This window comes from Natrarchaeobius halalkaliphilus (assembly GCF_003841485.1).
Lineage (GTDB): Archaea > Halobacteriota > Halobacteria > Halobacteriales > Natrialbaceae > Natrarchaeobius > Natrarchaeobius halalkaliphilus.
The window spans coordinates 94,561-109,199 of record NZ_REFY01000004.1 but is presented as its reverse complement, the minus strand read 5'-3'; the positions used below and the strand labels follow the sequence as shown (position 1 = coordinate 109,199).

13 protein-coding genes and 2 tRNA genes are annotated in these 14,639 nt (G+C 58.2%); 6 read left to right on the top strand and 9 right to left on the bottom strand.

The window, feature by feature from the left end; genetic code table 11:
• Window positions 1-48: 48 nt before the first annotated feature.
• Window positions 49-336: a DUF357 domain-containing protein gene (locus EA462_RS10655; RefSeq protein ID WP_124178560.1), complete on the top strand. Its 288-nt coding sequence runs from the start codon at window positions 49-51 to the stop codon at window positions 334-336.
• A gap of 179 nt (window positions 337-515) precedes the next feature.
• Window positions 516-590, top strand: a tRNA-Glu gene (locus tag EA462_RS10650).
• Between the two features lie 352 nt (window positions 591-942).
• Here the strand turns inward: EA462_RS10650 and EA462_RS10645 are convergent.
• From EA462_RS10645 to EA462_RS10630, 4 genes are read right to left on the bottom strand one after another with little or no spacing between them, the layout of a single operon-like run.
• A complete protein-coding gene (locus EA462_RS10645; protein ID WP_124178559.1) occupies window positions 943-1,647 on the bottom strand; it encodes a TOBE domain-containing protein in 705 nt (234 codons plus the stop codon).
• A gap of 52 nt (window positions 1,648-1,699) precedes the next feature.
• Window positions 1,700-2,467: an amino acid ABC transporter ATP-binding protein gene (locus EA462_RS10640; protein ID WP_124178558.1), complete on the bottom strand. Its 768-nt coding sequence runs from the start codon at window positions 2,465-2,467 to the stop codon at window positions 1,700-1,702.
• Window positions 2,464-3,180 (bottom strand): ABC transporter permease, encoded by a 717-nt coding sequence (locus tag EA462_RS10635; RefSeq protein WP_124178557.1) that lies wholly within the window; start codon window positions 3,178-3,180, stop codon window positions 2,464-2,466. The genes EA462_RS10640 and EA462_RS10635 overlap by 4 nt, the downstream gene beginning before the upstream one ends.
• A 12-nt stretch (window positions 3,181-3,192) precedes the next feature.
• Window positions 3,193-4,122 carry a substrate-binding domain-containing protein gene (locus tag EA462_RS10630; protein ID WP_124178556.1) on the bottom strand — a complete coding sequence of 310 codons (930 nt, stop codon included), beginning with the start codon at window positions 4,120-4,122 and terminating at the stop codon, window positions 3,193-3,195.
• Window positions 4,123-4,394: 272 nt separating this feature from the next.
• On the opposite strand from EA462_RS10630, the gene EA462_RS10625 reads away from it, so the two are divergent.
• A complete protein-coding gene (locus EA462_RS10625; RefSeq protein ID WP_124178555.1) occupies window positions 4,395-5,843 on the top strand; it encodes an aldehyde dehydrogenase family protein in 1,449 nt (482 codons plus the stop codon).
• 968 nt (window positions 5,844-6,811) lie between these two features.
• On the opposite strand, the gene EA462_RS10620 is transcribed toward EA462_RS10625, so the two are convergent.
• The 3 genes from EA462_RS10620 to EA462_RS10610 all read right to left on the bottom strand — a co-directional run bounded on the left by EA462_RS10620 (window position 6,812) and on the right by EA462_RS10610 (window position 9,729).
• Window positions 6,812-8,062, bottom strand: a complete 1,251-nt coding sequence (locus EA462_RS10620) for a Zn-dependent hydrolase (protein ID WP_124178554.1) — start codon at window positions 8,060-8,062, stop codon at window positions 6,812-6,814.
• Between the two features lie 30 nt (window positions 8,063-8,092).
• Entirely contained in the window at window positions 8,093-9,037 is a 945-nt protein-coding gene (speB, locus tag EA462_RS10615) for an agmatinase (protein ID WP_124178553.1), read from the bottom strand.
• A gap of 80 nt (window positions 9,038-9,117) precedes the next feature.
• Complete coding sequence (locus EA462_RS10610) at window positions 9,118-9,729, bottom strand: DUF1989 domain-containing protein (RefSeq protein ID WP_124178552.1); 612 nt, start codon at window positions 9,727-9,729, stop codon at window positions 9,118-9,120.
• Window positions 9,730-9,997: 268 nt separating this feature from the next.
• Here EA462_RS10610 and EA462_RS10605 point away from each other — a divergent pair, with 268 nt between their 5' ends.
• The 3 genes from EA462_RS10605 to EA462_RS10595 all read left to right on the top strand — a co-directional run bounded on the left by EA462_RS10605 (window position 9,998) and on the right by EA462_RS10595 (window position 12,439).
• Window positions 9,998-10,753 (top strand): DUF7114 family protein, encoded by a 756-nt coding sequence (locus EA462_RS10605; protein WP_124178551.1) that lies wholly within the window; start codon window positions 9,998-10,000, stop codon window positions 10,751-10,753.
• A 259-nt stretch (window positions 10,754-11,012) separates the two neighbouring features.
• Window positions 11,013-11,084: transfer RNA gene (locus EA462_RS10600), tRNA-Thr, on the top strand.
• 305 nt (window positions 11,085-11,389) lie between these two features.
• Window positions 11,390-12,439, top strand: coding sequence for a tyrosine-type recombinase/integrase (locus tag EA462_RS10595; protein WP_243641398.1), 1,050 nt, complete (start codon window positions 11,390-11,392; stop codon window positions 12,437-12,439).
• Between the two features lie 76 nt (window positions 12,440-12,515).
• On the opposite strand, the gene EA462_RS10590 is transcribed toward EA462_RS10595, so the two are convergent.
• Complete coding sequence (locus tag EA462_RS10590; protein WP_124178549.1) at window positions 12,516-13,112, bottom strand: hypothetical protein; 597 nt, start codon at window positions 13,110-13,112, stop codon at window positions 12,516-12,518.
• Between the two features lie 96 nt (window positions 13,113-13,208).
• Window positions 13,209-14,552, bottom strand: a complete 1,344-nt coding sequence (locus EA462_RS10585) for a PD-(D/E)XK nuclease family protein (protein ID WP_165872045.1) — start codon at window positions 14,550-14,552, stop codon at window positions 13,209-13,211.
• Between the last annotated feature and the right edge of the window lie 87 nt (window positions 14,553-14,639).

The window sequence follows — 14,639 nt, the reverse complement described above, 5'->3', positions numbered from 1 at the left end:
CGATGACGCGGTCGACGCGTTTACGGCCGCGAGACCCGACGTCCCAGTATGTCCGCGGATCTCGAAGAGAAGACGGATCGCTACGGCGAGTTGCTCGCGGAGGCGCTCGAGGAGGCGACGGTCGCCCCGCCCGAGGGAACCCCGATGGCCGACGCCGCCGACGACTGTTACGAGATGGCGGCGTCGTATCTCGCGGACGGCGAACACTTTCGCGAGAACGACGACCCCGTCAACGCCCTGGCGTCGTTTTCCTACGGCCACGCCTGGCTCGATGCGGGCGCACGCGTCGGGTTGTTCGACGTCCCGACCGAGGGCCACCTGTTCGCCGCCCAGTGAGCACCCCGGCGACACGCCATCGACGGACGGCCGGGTTCGTGACTCGAGCACGCCAGTCTGTGCCACGACGGACGTGGAACGGAACGCTTTTTATGAGGCCTCGGCAACCTGTGAGTGCGTACGACGTTCCGTCGGTGAGACGGACCCGCCGTCGAAGTCGGAACGGAAACGACGCGAACGCTCCGTTGGTGTAGCCCGGCCAATCATTTCGGCCTTTCGAGCCGATGACCTGGGTTCAAATCCCAGACGGAGCACTCTTCTGAACGAACGAAGTGAGTGAAGAAGGAAGCGTACGGTCTGGGATTTGAATCGGGGAGCACGCAGCCGAGCGAAGCGAGGTCGTGCGACCGTGGTTCATAATCCCGGACGGAGCACTTTTCAAGCAGAGCGAAGCAACGCGGAGCGCAGAAAAGCGCGCACGGATGGGGTTTGAATCGGAGAACACGCAGCCGATCGAAGCGAGGTCGTGTGACCGTGGTTCGAATCCCGGACGGTGCATTCGTCCGAGAAACGGCGTGACGAAAGGAGAGCCGACGCTCTGGGCACCCATGACGAACGAACCGTGGTTCTGACGGAGATCTCGTAGTCGATAGCGGTGAGATCCCCCTATTCCCGAGTCGGAGATTCGATCGAGGTTGCTCGTGCAGCCGTTGCTTTGAACGAGACGGAAATGGTTCGCTCCGGCTCGAGCGCTAACCGTTCTGAACTGGTTTTGGTGATCAGTGCCTGAATCGTACTGTCCGCTCCGAGTCGAATAGATACTCTGACGATCGCGTCACCGGGTTCGATTTCGTCAACAGTACCAGTGAATTGATTCCGTAGACTCGTTCCGTCTGTTTGCGGCGCTTCGTCTGGGTCGGTCAAGACGACTGCGTCGGAGCGAACGCTAATTTGGACGTCACTCGTCTCTTCGGGAACCAGCGCGAGGACCGAACCGATGTCAGTATCGACGGTCGCAAGTTCTCCGGATCGATCTCGGACAGTCCCCGTAAAGACGGACTCCGTTACCTGTGCAACACCGTTGAGTTCCGCTTCGTGCCGATCGAACTGCTGGCGCAGCTCTCGGGCAGTTTGCGTCAGTTTGGTTCCGCCGCCACCGCTCCCGCCTCGCTGTCGCTCCGTGATTGTCCCCACGGCTTCTTCGATCTCGACGACGCGATTTTGCAATCGTGCATACGACCGTCCCAGCGCATCGGCTGCTTTGTGCATCGAACCGTACTGGTCGATCGCGTCGAGCATTTCGATGTCGCGTTGCTCGATCGTGACACCATCGACCGAGAGTTTCGTACTATATTCCCTTTCAATCGTCATCGTTGATAACCTCGACCGAGTGACTGAAGAGATGGAACAGGAGCATCGTCTGTCAGTATATCAGTTCACCATCGATAAATTTCTGGGTGCGTTCGTCAGTCGGATTTTCGAAGACCGTTTCGGTGTCTCCAACCTCGATAATGTCGTTCTCGAGGAGGACTGCGACTCTATCGGCGATCCGCTCAGCTTGATGCATATCGTGCGTTGCGATCACAACGCCGATCCCACGCTTTTTCGCCTCGAGAACCGCGTCTTCGATGACTGCCGTATTCCGCGGATCGAGATCCGACGTCGGTTCGTCGAGGAGCAAAATATCCGGCTCATAAGCCAAAGCGCGGGCAAACGCGACTCGCTGGGCCTCTCCACCAGAGAGCGATGAGGCGTCCTGGTCGACTTTCTCCCGCAACCCGACGGTATCGAGGGCCTCGATCGCATCACCAGTCCCATTTGTCTTTCCGACGAGACTCGAGAGTTCGTGACGAAGCCGATCGGTCCATGATTGCCGAACGCGGAGACCGTACTCTGCGTTACGACGAGCGCTCGCGTCGAAGAGACTCGCTTCTTGGAACACCATGCCGATCTGTCGGCGGTACTCGAGACGCTGCTGTTCCGACACTTGCCAAACGTCCTCGTTCTCGTACGAAATCGATCCCTGATTAGGAGCGTCGAAGAGTGCGAGCAACCGAAGCAACGTGGACTTTCCCACTCCTGATGGGCCGATGATTCCGACGACTTCACCCGGTGTCACTGTCAGCGATACCCCTTCGAATACCGTTTCGTTTCCGTAGCCGTGATGGACGTTGATTGCTTCGAGGGTCATCCGTACCGTCCACCTCCGTTCCCGAGCCGAACGACGATCGCATTGACGAGCAACACGAGGACGACCAAGATCGCACCGAGGATCATCGCCGTCTCGAAGCGACCCTGCCGCGCCTCGAGCTGTATCGCGGTCGTGAGGGTTCGCGTAACGGATGTTCCGTCCGAACCAGCGATGTTCCCACCGACGATGAGAACGGAGCCGACCTCGCTGATCGCTCGTCCGAACCCTGCGAGAACTGCCGTCGCGATTCCGTAGCGAGCTTCTTTGATCGTGACGAGAGCGACGTCCATCTTTGTCCCGCCCATCGCATATGCTGCATCGCGGACGTTCTGTTCGACGCTACTCACTGCGGCGAGACTGACGCCCGTAATGACTGGCGCGGCAAGAACGAACTGTGACATGATCATGGCTTCGGGCGTGAACACGAGATCCCACGACCCGAGCGGTCCCTCGTTGGACACTGTGAACAGCACGATCAACCCGACGACGACGCTTGGAAATCCCATTCCCGTATTGATGATCGACGTGAGGAGCGTCTTCCCGCGAAAGTCTTTGAAGCCGACAAGAAGTGCGACAGGAATACTAAATAGCGTACTCAGCACGACAGCTGTGATACTCACGTAGAGCGAAACCCGAATGATACTCCGAATGTAGTTCCATTCGAAGGGAAAGTCAACGAACAGTAGTGAGAGTATCGGTAGATCGAGTGGCATCGTCGATCGCTCTTAGTCGCTATTCGAACCGTCCCAATCCTCGGGAACGTACTGTTGGAAGTTCGGTTCCTCTGCGATCGCTTCGGGGAAGAACAGTTGTTCACCCTCGACGGTGTACTCTTCGATGATCTCCTGGCCCTCGAGACTCGTAATGAAGCCGATGTACGCCATCGCGAGGTCGTAATTCACGTTGTCGTGAACGCCAGGGTTAATCGCGAAAATCCCGTACGGGTTCGAAAGTATTTCCGGACCGTCTTCGACCGGCCCCTCGACGTGAATCTCGAGATCGGTATCGTTGATCATCGAGAGATAGGTCCCCCGATCGGAGAGCGTGTACCCTCCACTCTGGCCGGTCTGAACGATCACCTCGCCCATTCCCTGCCCGGCTTCCTGATACCACTCACCGAACTCTCCGCCTTCGAACCCGGCTTCTTCCCAAATCTCGAGTTCCTGGGTGTGCGTCCCCGAATTGTCTCCGCGAGAGACGAACGCGGACTCCGATTCGGCAATCTGTGCGAACGCTTCGACCGCATCATCACTGCCAGAGATCCCAGCAGGGTCATCGGGATCACCAATAATGATGAAGTCGTTGAACATGAGATCGCGACGATTGATCGCATAGCCATCTTCCATGAACTCGTCTTCCTGCGAACGAGCGTGAACCATCACGACGTCGGAATCGCCGCTCCGCCCGGTTTCAATTGCCGCACCCGTTCCCTGTGAGACGGTATCGACAGTGACGCCGTATCGATCCTCGAAGGGTGCGTTGAGTTCGTCAAGCAGTCCGGTATCGTACGTACTCGTTGTCGTTGTAAGAGTCAGTGTTTCCCCGCTAATCTCCGGTCCATCACCGTCGTCACCACCAAGAGCTGCACAACCAGCCAATCCGACCGCAGCACTACTTCCGATCGCAGCGATGAACTCCCTCCGTTGTATCTCCATAGATACTTCGATAGGTGGCTGGCTGAAATAACTTTGGATACCATCATTTCACCCAGAGTATCACCGCTGCGTGAGAACGTTGGTGACACAGCTGCGAGTACGCAGTTAACTATCATAGGCCACATTTTAGTTCAATTTGGGCAAATATATAACCCATATTGGTTATCATATAGGTGAATTGATGAATACCATTATCAGGGACGAATGCATTGGTCCGTTTACAGCGGGGTTTTTCCTCAACGGGCATCCGCTCGAATCCGCTGGTGATACCGATGGCAATCGCAACAGAAGAACGCTATAACTTGTTCATCGACGGTGAATCCGTGGACGGATCGGACGAAGAGTATCTCACGACGACGGACCCCGCCACGGGTGACGAAATCGCCCAGGTTGCGGCGGCAACATCCGAAGACGTCGATAGTGCAGTCGCAGCGGCGCGGGAATCGCTTTCCACGTGGCAATCGAAGTCACCTATCGAACGCGGACAGATCGTTCACAGTATCGCAGAGCGCATCCGCGAGAGCGCGGACGAACTCGCAACGATCGAGAGTCGGGATCAAGGAAAGCCGCTTGCACAAGCTCGCGACGACATCAAAGGGGCCGCTCGATACTTCGAGTACTACGCGGGTGCCGCCGACAAACTCGAGGGAGACAGTATTCCGCTCGGCGACGACAAACTCGATTTGACGACTCGGGAGCCGTACGGGGTAAGTGGACAGATCATCCCGTGGAACTTCCCGCTGAGTATTACCGCTCGTGGTGTGGCTCCGGCATTAGTTGCCGGAAATGCAGTGGTTGTGAAACCGGCACCGACGACACCTCTCTCTGCGCTCCACTTAGCGGAGATCTGTGCAGACGCTGGCGTTCCCGATGGCGTCATTAACGTCGTTCCGGGCGGAGCAGAGCCGGGCGTTGCCCTCTCATCACACGATGACGTCGATCAGCTCACGTTTACCGGCAGCGTACCCACGGGAGAGGCAGTGATGCAATCCGCCGCCGAGACGATCACTCCGGTAACGCTCGAGTTGGGCGGAAAAAATCCCGCCATCGTGATGCCCGATGCGGATCTCGACGAGGCAGTCTTTTGGATTTCGACGGGAATCTTCACCAACGCCGGCCAGATCTGCTCGGCGGCTGATCGTGCGCTCGTTCACGAATCGATCTATGACGAGTTCATCGAACGGATCGTTAACCGTGCGGAATCGTACACGCTCGGTTCCGGAACGGACGACCCGGATATGGGGCCGCTCAATCACGCCGAACACTTCGAGTCCGTATTGGAATACATCGAAATGGGCGTTGACGAGGGTGCGACGCTCGAGACCGGCGGGGACCCCCTCGATCGAGACGGCTACTTCATCCCGCCGACGATATTCTCATCGGTCGATAACGAGATGCGAATCGCCCAGGAGGAGATCTTCGGACCGGTCCTCACGGTTATCCCGTTCTCCGATCGCGACGAGGCGATCACCATCGCGAACGACGTCGAGTTTGGGCTTACTGGTGGTGTCTTTTCCCGCGACATCAAACAGGCGCTAAATATGGCTCGAGAGATCGAAGCAGGGAGCGTCTACGTGAACGAATGGTTCGGCGGATCGACCGAAACACCCTTCGGCGGTATGAAAAAGAGCGGAATAGGCCGTGAGAAAGGTCTCGAGGCACTCGACTCGTATCTCCAAACGAAAAACATCTCCGTGAATCTTGACGAGAGAAACCGCTAACCAACCATCTCCGAAATCGGGATCGATTTTCACGGTATGCGGGCAGCGCTGGTGGCACCCATAGACGAATGTCCCTTACGAGAAGGCGGCTTCGCTGATACAACGATCAGTCCGCAGCTATTGCTCACGTGGGATGACCGACTCGATAGCGGTAGCTGGCTGCCTTCTCGATCGACAGCCTGTAAAACACAGAATACCAGCGGTCGGTGTCACTGATTAGGTCCGTTTGTTCTCTCTGCAACTCCATCGCCTTCGGCCAAGGGCTACTAAAGTGGTCTTTATATATGATGAGTGCATAATTCTTTCTTGAGTGACCGAGAAACCGGCTTCAAAGGCGGTTCCCTCGTTTGATTCGCCGCTCAATCGTGATCGGCGACGCGAAGCGGAGCCGGGCCTTTCGAGCCGATGACCTGGGTTCAAATCCCAGACGGAGCACTACTGCGACCGAAGTGAGTGAAGCGCGCACGGATAGGATTTGAATTACGGAAGACGCACGCTCGCGAGCGGAGCGAGCGAGACCGTCTTCAGGTGGTTCAAATCCCAGACGGAGCACTTCTCCGGCGATTTTCGGAACTTTTGGATTAGCCTGCTATAGGCCGATGAAATTAGACGGATCAATATTTGCCGGGTTTTCTTGACCCACTCTTCCGGAACCTCCATATAAATATAATTCCGATGATTTTTATCGAACACAGCGAAACAGCAGTGTCTGGTTGGTGTCACAACCACTCGTGCAAGATACAGACGGCTCAGTTACCGCTCGCTACGCTCACGGTGCCTTCGCCGTACCGCAGAGAGACGCGCTGTCGCGCGTCTCGAACAGCGATCTACCCGTGTAGAAACTGCGAGCGAAGCGAGCAGTTTGCACGTGGAGTGAACGGGTAGTTCAGTCTATCGGGGACGAAAAGAATTCTATTGGAATCGTTCTATGACTCCCACCCGCACACTAACCGCTCGAGCGAGCGTCGCTAGGAGTCGGCGGTATCGGTCGGCCGTGCGAGCTCGAGCGCCGCGTTGGCCAGCGTGTTCGCCGCGGCGTAACAGTCGTCCCAGCTCGTGTACTCCGCTTCGGTGTGGCTTTTTCCGTTCTCGCTCACGGCGAACACCATCCCGGTATCGCAGACGCGAGACGCGTGGGAGGCGTCGTGACCGGCACCGCTGAAGATGCGCGTCCGGTCGTACTCCAGGCTCGTCGCCGCCGATTCGACGGCGTCGACGCACCGGTCCGCGAACTCCACGCTCGAGACGCGCATTCGTTCCTCGAAGCGCCAGTCGAGCCCTTCCCTGTCCGCCGCTGCGTCGGCTTCCAGAAGGACGCGATCGAACGCCTCGTCGACGACCTCGTCGTCGGGATCCCTGAATCCGAACGTGAACGTGACGTCTCCGGGGATGATGTTGATCGAGTTCGGGCTGGCCGAGACGTACCCCGTGGTCCCGACGGTTCGCGGACCGAGCGTCGAGGGGATGCGCCGAACCTGCGTGATCACGTCCGCAGCGCCGACCAGGGCGTCGCTCCGGTGTGCCATCGGCGTCGATCCCGAGTGGTTTGGCTCCCCGGAAAACGTGATGGCACCCCAGACGAATCCGACGATTCCGGTGACGACGCCGACCTGGTGGCCGCCGTCCTCCAGGTACGGGCCTTGCTCGACGTGCAACTCGAGGTACGAGTCGTACTCCTCGAGCGGTTCCGCGGGCGCGTCACCCAGATAGCCGATCCCCTCGAGCGCCGTTTTCAGCGACACGCCGTCCTCGTCGGTCGTCGCGTACTCCTCCTCTTTGTCGTGTGCACCGGCCCAGACGCCGCTCCCCTGCATCGCCGGCTGAAAGCGAGAGCCCTCCTCGTTGGTCCAGTTGACGATCTCGATCGGACGCTCCGTTTCGATCCCCTCGTCGTCGAGCGTTCGGACGAACTCGAGGGCGGCGACGACGCCCAGCGCACCGTCGTAGATCCCCCCGCTGGGCTGTGAATCGAGATGCGAGCCGAGCAACACCGGTGCGGCGGCAGGATCGGTTCCCTCCCGCCGACCGAACATGTTGCCGAATTCGTCGATTCGGGTCGAGAGCCCCGCGGCGTCCATTTGCGCGGAAAACCAGTCGCGCACCCGTTCGTCCTCCTCGGAGAGCGCGAGACGGTGGAGCCCGCCACCGTCGGTCGCGCCGATCGACGCCTGCGCTTCCATCGTCTCGACGAGCCGATCGCGGTCCGGAGAAATCGTCATAGTAGGAGTCACTGGCGGCGGCTATTCAACCTATTGCCGTCCGGCTGGTCCGCTCGAGTCGACCGCTGCACACAGCGCCTCGAACGTGGCCGATGCGGCCAGGGTCGCCGTCGATCCGGCCGCGTCGTCGTACGGCGGCGCGACTTCGACGAGATCGAATCCGACGAGCGTCGTCCCGCGAAGGGACCTGATGAGGCGCAGGAACTCGCGCGAGGTGAGTCCACCGGGACTCGGCGTTCCGGTTCCGGGCGCGTACGCGGGGTCGACCGCATCGATATCGAGGGTCGCAAACGTCGGCCCGTCGACGCGCTCGCGCAGTCGATCGCCTATCTCCTCGATCCCGCGGTCCTCGAGTTCGTCTATCGGGTAGTACTCGATGCCGGCGTCGTCGTGACGGTCGACGTCTTCCGGCCCGTAGAGACCGCCGCGCTCGCCGATTCGGATCGACGACGACGGATCGATCAGCCCCTCCTCGATCGCGTGATGGACGGTCGTCCCGTGACTGTACGGCTCTCCGAAGTACTCGGTCCACAGGTCGGAGTGAGCGTCGATCTGAACGAGCGAGACCGGACCGTATTTCTCAGCGACCGCCCGGAGTACCGCGAGCGTCGTCGAGTGATCTCCGCCGGCGATGGCGGGGAACACGTCGGTCTCGAGGACGGACGACACGCGGGCCTCGATCCGAGCGAACGTCTCTTCGGTGTAGCCGGGAACGACCGGAACGTCGTCGTGATCGACGATCGTTACGGGTGAGAGATCGGTTTCCGTGACGGGATTGTACGGTTTGAGCAGCGTCGAGGCCAGCCGGATCGCACGTGGCCCAAAGCGCGCACCGGGTCGAAAGCTCGTCGCGTCGTCGTAGGGAACTCCCAGGAACGCGATGTCCGGAGACGCCGTCTCGAGGTCGTACACGTGCGGGCTCCGCATGAACGTCGGGACCCCAGCGAACCGGGGCACCTCCTGTGGGTCGATCATGAGCGTCTCGAGAATTGATGAGTACCGCCTTGAAAATTCGGTCCACCGATCACCCGCGTTCGACGGCTACTCCCACTGCATCAGGAGTAGTTGCGGTGCAGGACCGACCCGTCGGGGACGGTGACGTCGATCGGTTTGGTTTCGTCGGCGTTGACGGTCGACTCCCCGGAACAGGCGGCGATCCCGACGATGACGTCCTGTTTCGCTTCGAACGTCACCGTATCCCCCGGTTCGGACTCCGGTTCCGCGATTTCGACCGTCGTCTGATCCGTGACGACCGACTTCATGAAGACGTTCAGCGTCTCCTGGAGGTCCCGCTCGAGGACGCCCTCCGGTTCGAGAACGTCCGTCAGGTTTTCCCGACAGCCACCTTCGCCCGTCTGGCCGTAGTAATCTCCGACGACCCAGTGATTACAGGGAGCGTACAGCAGGTCGTGAACGCCACAGTCGTCGTCGACGAACTCGAGGATCGGGTTTCCTTCGGTGGTGTAGAGCGTATCGCCGGTCGTCGGACGGAGCGCGTTCGTGCGGCGGTAGGAGTACTTCGGTGAGAACCGCTCGCTCACATCGTGGCGATTGAACGCGACGAGGTCAGCCACCTGCTCGCCCTCCGGATCGGTTACCTCGAACTGTTCGCCTTCGTCGACGGCGAACGAGATGCCGCGCTTCTCTTCGATGCGTTCGTCGATCATTCTGTGCAGTAATCGTTGCTATTCCCACAAATAGTTACGCCCCGTGTAGTACTGTTGGCCATCCAATCACATTTCGTTGCTCGTTTTCACGCATGAACGAAAAACCGCGCCTGTCGGAACGCTTCGACGTCGGCAACGACGCTCACTCGAGGGCGTGCCGGGAATCGATCCCGGATCGCGCCGGACGGTCGTCCCTCTGATCTCGACCGCCTCCTCCAAATCGAGCCTTTCCAAAGGTCTTTGGCTCCCCCCTCGTAAGGTCCCGGCAATGGAAGAGGCCGACAGCTGTCGGCGTGCCGCGTTCGAGGCCGTTGCGGACGTCGAACCCCCGCAGTTACACGATCTCGTCGAATCCGTGCTCGCCAACGCATCGATGATCCCCGGCGTCCTCACGATCGAAAGCGCCGCCAGAGCGACGACGCCCCCTCTCGAGAACGCGGCCGACGAAGCCGACTTCGAATCGGTGGAGATCGACACCGAGGGGATATACACCCACGCCGCCGGCGTCCAGCTCATCTACGAGGGTCTGGGATTGACCCGAACGCTGGCTCACGACGAACCCTGGACGGCAACGTCCTCGGAACCGATCGCAGCGGAGGCCGACCTCGAAATCCTCGCCGCCGATATTCTCGTCGCCCGCGGATTCTACCTGCTCGCACGAACCGACGCCGCCGGAAAGGCCGTTCGAACCGTCCAGTCCTTCGGCCGGGACCAAACTCACCTCGAGGATCTTCGGCGCGACGACGGACAGAAGGTCGACGCGCGACCTTCACAATCCGACCCAGCCGCGATCGACGCGAACCTCGAACGCGACGTCCTCGAACTCGCCGTCCGTGCGGGTGCCGCCGCCGTCGAAGAGCCACCGTCACCGCGGCTGCTCGCACTCGCCGACGAACTCGCCGGCGACGTCGCACCGTCGTTCCCACCGGTCGAAGAGTGTCTGAACGACTTCTCGTTTTCCCCCTCCGATCGCTCGCTCGAGGAGCCCACGACGGACCGAGCGACCTCCGCGACCGACCCCTGATCCGGATCGCTACACCGGTGCACTCGTCCGCGTGCTGTCGTCGGAGCTAACCGACAGCGGCCCGTTCCACTCTCGGCGTCGAGGACCGTCTCCGCGCGATCTCGAGTGCGAACGATCACGACGTCGCTCGACGAGCGCTCCACTCAGTTTCACTCTTCCCGATCCGAACCGGTAAGGCCGTCCGAACTGCGCGAGCGGTTCTCACTCTCCCGTCGAATCGAAACCCATAAAGACGACTCGAGTCAACTGATGATTGCGCGCCTGGGTAGCTTAGCGGTAAAGCGCGTCCTTGGTAAGGACGAGAGCCCGGGTTCAAATCCCGGCCTAGGCTTCAGCGGCCTTAGCGTCTCTCTGACCTGATTTCGACCTTTTCAGGAGAGACGAACTATGTCCAAGAACGTCCGAAAAAAACTACAACCCGACAGCCGCGCAGTCTTGCGATTCTGAAACGTGTCATGGCACACAAACAAAACGGGGTGTACGCCGATGACCAACCACCCCGATCCGCTTGACAACCTCCCCGCCGGAGATGGTACTCGACGGGATGGTTTACCCCCGGCTCCAGAACAAGTTGAGTTCGACTTTCCCCTCGCCAGTGAACGTACACGCGAGGATCTCGAAAACTACGGGCTCAATATGGTCGACGACTACCGCGACTTCAAGAAAGACCTTCTCTCGTGGCTCGCCACATACGGCAAGCACCCAGAGAAGGGTCAAGGCCTCGCAGAGAGCACCCTTCAGTCGACACACTACAAGCTTGAGATCGTCTTCCGATGGCTCTGGGAGGACGAAGACGGCTACACGACTGACTTCACACCTGACCACGCCGACCGCTTCATCCGTCTGCTTAATCGCTCAGACGGGATGGCCGATTCCAGCGTGCTTCACTACGGGAAAGCCGTCCAACGGTTGTTCAAGTACCAGAACCACATCCACGGAACCGACTACGACTGGGAGCCGAAACCCGAGCTGAGTCAGGCGACCGGTGACGAACGAGACTATCTCCGTAGAACCGCGTTCAAGCCGCTCTATCAGGCGGCGCTGGAACACAGCTCAGTCAAGAGCTACAACAGCAATATGTCCACGGAGGAGCGTGATCGGCTGAAAACACACGTATCACAGCGCCTCGGCGTGCCCAAGTCGGAGGTCGGTCCCGAGCACTTCGAACAGGCGAACTCGTGGAAGGGGCCATCGATCATCGCTGTGACGCTGGACACTGGCCTCCGTCCCATCGAAGTGGGGCGAGCCACCACGGACTGGGTCAATCTTGAGAACAACGAGCTCAACATACCCAAGGATGAGTCCACGAAGAACGAGGCGCACTGGAACTGTTCCATCAAGAAGCGCACGTCAAGAGTCCTCAAACGGTGGTTAGAGGAGCGAGCAACCTACGACAAGTACAACGGTCGGGACGAACTGTGGCTGACGAAGCAAGGAAGCAAGTACAGTTCCAAGTCGTGTAACTATCTACTCAGCCGCCTCGTTGAGCAGGGCGACCTTCCTATCCCTGACCACAAGGATATTACCTGGTACTCGATCCGCCACGGGGTTGCGACCTACTGGGCAAACCACATCGGTCCACACCACGCGAAGGAACAGCTCCGTCACAAGAGCGTCACGACGACGATGAAATATCTCCACTCCGACGCTGAAACTCGTAACGACGCTGCTGAGCAGATCTGGTAGCTGCTCACCTCGAAGCGGTGAGTGACAGACTATCACAGCCCGACTAAGCTTCTCTTCTATCCCTTCTTTGGATGGGTCACACGGCGTTCTGGATGAGCTGATCAATCTCGTTCGGGGCCTTTACTGCTTTTTTGATGCGATGCCGATGTGAGCTATACGAGTCAATATGTAATCTGAATACTGGATTATGAACCAGTCTATTGCGTGTTTTCCTCACATCGGTTGCAGGCGAGTAGACCTTGTCATCAATAACGTTGGCCGCCTTTGCAAACTCTAAGTTTTTGTATAATCCTCGATTCTCGAAGCAGGACTGAACGATTCCGTCACGTCGCTTATCAGGTATAAGATCCTGCGAGAGCAAGATTTCCAACTGTTTCTCCATTATTCCACAGGACAGGGCCATTAGTGCTACGAGCCGATATGTATAGGGCCGTGGGATAGCTGTGTCATCCGGTAGCCCATTCAAATCCTGCTGGTCAAAGTCAGGGTCATCCCTCATCCCAGTCTGGTTGGATTCCAATCTATCTATTCTATCCAATAGGTCGTCCCTCAAGTTTTCCAACTCAGCTTGGTGGGAGTGGATTACTGACTCTCCGATTCGGCCGTGATCACTTCGGTACTCCAAGATCACGTGTCGCCAATAATCGGTCTCATACTCGCTACCGATCTTCATACTTCAGAGTGTTATCATAGAAACACAAATCACTACTGTTGGTCAGAGTTTTGTGTGGTTCGATTTCCGACTCCGCCACAGAGTTGTCCAGATCTGTTAGTAATACTCCTCAAGTGATTCATCAAAAGCCTCGTCGACGATGGTGATCAGTTCGGAGTTCTCAACAGCCAAATCAACGAAGGCATCTCCCAGTCCCGCAGTGTAAGCATCAAAGAAGTCGTCGTGCTCGGCGATGGGGATATTGTATGTTGCCGTAAGTATATTTCCAGTACGATTGGTTAACTCAACTGTAGGCGGGAGTTCATACTCCCGCTCGTCGATCTTCTTGGTGACTCGGTCGTTGACCAGCTTATAGAACTCATTGTCGCTACTGTTGCCGTGCCAAAGCGTGAGTTCCAATATACCGTCCTGGATCGCCTTCTTACGATTCTTTTCAAGCCGATGATATAGGGTGATGTGTGCGTAGTTGTCGTCATCAGGGGCACCGTAGATGACAGCGTAGTCACCTGTTCTCCGTCGCCGCCACTGTTCTTTGGCGATACCCGCCCACGAACTTCCCTGGCGGAAAATCCATCGAGCGGATTCTTCGGAGTCTGGGTTTAGTTCGATCCCGACGTGGTTGTCGGAGAGATCCGGGATCTCCACGATTTCGACACCATCCAACTCTCGGGCGAGACGTAGACCCCAGTTATCCGTGAAGTCGTCCCACTGGTTCTCAAACGCGCTCTGTACGTCTTGGAGTTCGTCGTAGTAATCGAAGTACAGCTGTGCCTTCTCCTGCTGGTTCTTTTGGTGTTCAGTCATCGTTAGTTCCTGCTGTATCGTGCTGATGAAGTCGTCGAGCTGTGCTGTCGTCCGTGCCGGATACCCGCCCTGACTCTCCGCGAGGAACGTCTGGAGTTCAGAAGCGATCCACTCCCAAGAGATCTGTACGAACTCGTTTGCCTCTGGTGATGATGCGCTCTCGGGGGCGAGGTAGATGTAGTGACGATTGTCTACTGGCACTTCGTCTTTCGATAGTTCGATCGCCGGGAACGATGAGGCATCGATGTAGGCCTTGGTTTGCTCATGGGTCTCGGACGCCCAGAGTTTCAGTTCCCAACAGATGAACCAGTCTCCCGGTAGCCAGAGAACCGCATCGGGCCGGGTATCGTTCGAGGTGACGACCTCTGTTTCGACCTTGATGTCCTGTAGATCCAGTCGAGAGAACGTGTAGTCCAAGTCTTCCCGCTTCGAGAGCGACGACAAGAGGTGTTCCAAGAGCCCGTGGTCAAGTCCGTGTCCCTTGCCGGGCGAAAGGAAATGGAACAGAAGTCGTTGCCAGTCCTGCTCCTGATGATTGCGTCCGAGTATCTGGAGCGTGGTCGGCGGAGGTTCGTTAGCGTCTGGGAGACGGTTGAGGCGCTGAACCAGCTCCTGTAGTTGCTTTTCGGCTGACACACAGTGTACTCGTGTGACATAGAAAATCAAAGTATCGCAGACTCCCCTGGCCGTGAAGACCTCATCGGTGCTCGTATTTGTGTGGCT

What these genes read in the sequence shown, in the direction of transcription:
- EA462_RS10610 (WP_124178552.1), bottom strand. Translation starts at nt 9,729, where the DNA reads ATGATCGACGAACGCATCGAAGAGAAGCGCGGCATCTCGTTCGCCGTC.
- EA462_RS10655 (WP_124178560.1), top strand. Translation starts at nt 49, where the DNA reads ATGTCCGCGGATCTCGAAGAGAAGACGGATCGCTACGGCGAGTTGCTC.
- EA462_RS10645 (WP_124178559.1), bottom strand. Translation starts at nt 1,647, where the DNA reads ATGACGATTGAAAGGGAATATAGTACGAAACTCTCGGTCGATGGTGTC.
- speB (WP_124178553.1), bottom strand. Translation starts at nt 9,037, where the DNA reads ATGATCGACCCACAGGAGGTGCCCCGGTTCGCTGGGGTCCCGACGTTC.
- EA462_RS10605 (WP_124178551.1), top strand. Translation starts at nt 9,998, where the DNA reads ATGGAAGAGGCCGACAGCTGTCGGCGTGCCGCGTTCGAGGCCGTTGCG.
- EA462_RS10640 (WP_124178558.1), bottom strand. Translation starts at nt 2,467, where the DNA reads ATGACCCTCGAAGCAATCAACGTCCATCACGGCTACGGAAACGAAACG.
- EA462_RS10635 (WP_124178557.1), bottom strand. Translation starts at nt 3,180, where the DNA reads ATGCCACTCGATCTACCGATACTCTCACTACTGTTCGTTGACTTTCCC.
- EA462_RS10620 (WP_124178554.1), bottom strand. Translation starts at nt 8,062, where the DNA reads ATGACGATTTCTCCGGACCGCGATCGGCTCGTCGAGACGATGGAAGCG.
- EA462_RS10590 (WP_124178549.1), bottom strand. Translation starts at nt 13,112, where the DNA reads ATGAAGATCGGTAGCGAGTATGAGACCGATTATTGGCGACACGTGATC.
- EA462_RS10595 (WP_243641398.1), top strand. Translation starts at nt 11,390, where the DNA reads ATGGTCGACGACTACCGCGACTTCAAGAAAGACCTTCTCTCGTGGCTC.
- EA462_RS10625 (WP_124178555.1), top strand. Translation starts at nt 4,395, where the DNA reads ATGGCAATCGCAACAGAAGAACGCTATAACTTGTTCATCGACGGTGAA.
- EA462_RS10630 (WP_124178556.1), bottom strand. Translation starts at nt 4,122, where the DNA reads ATGGAGATACAACGGAGGGAGTTCATCGCTGCGATCGGAAGTAGTGCT.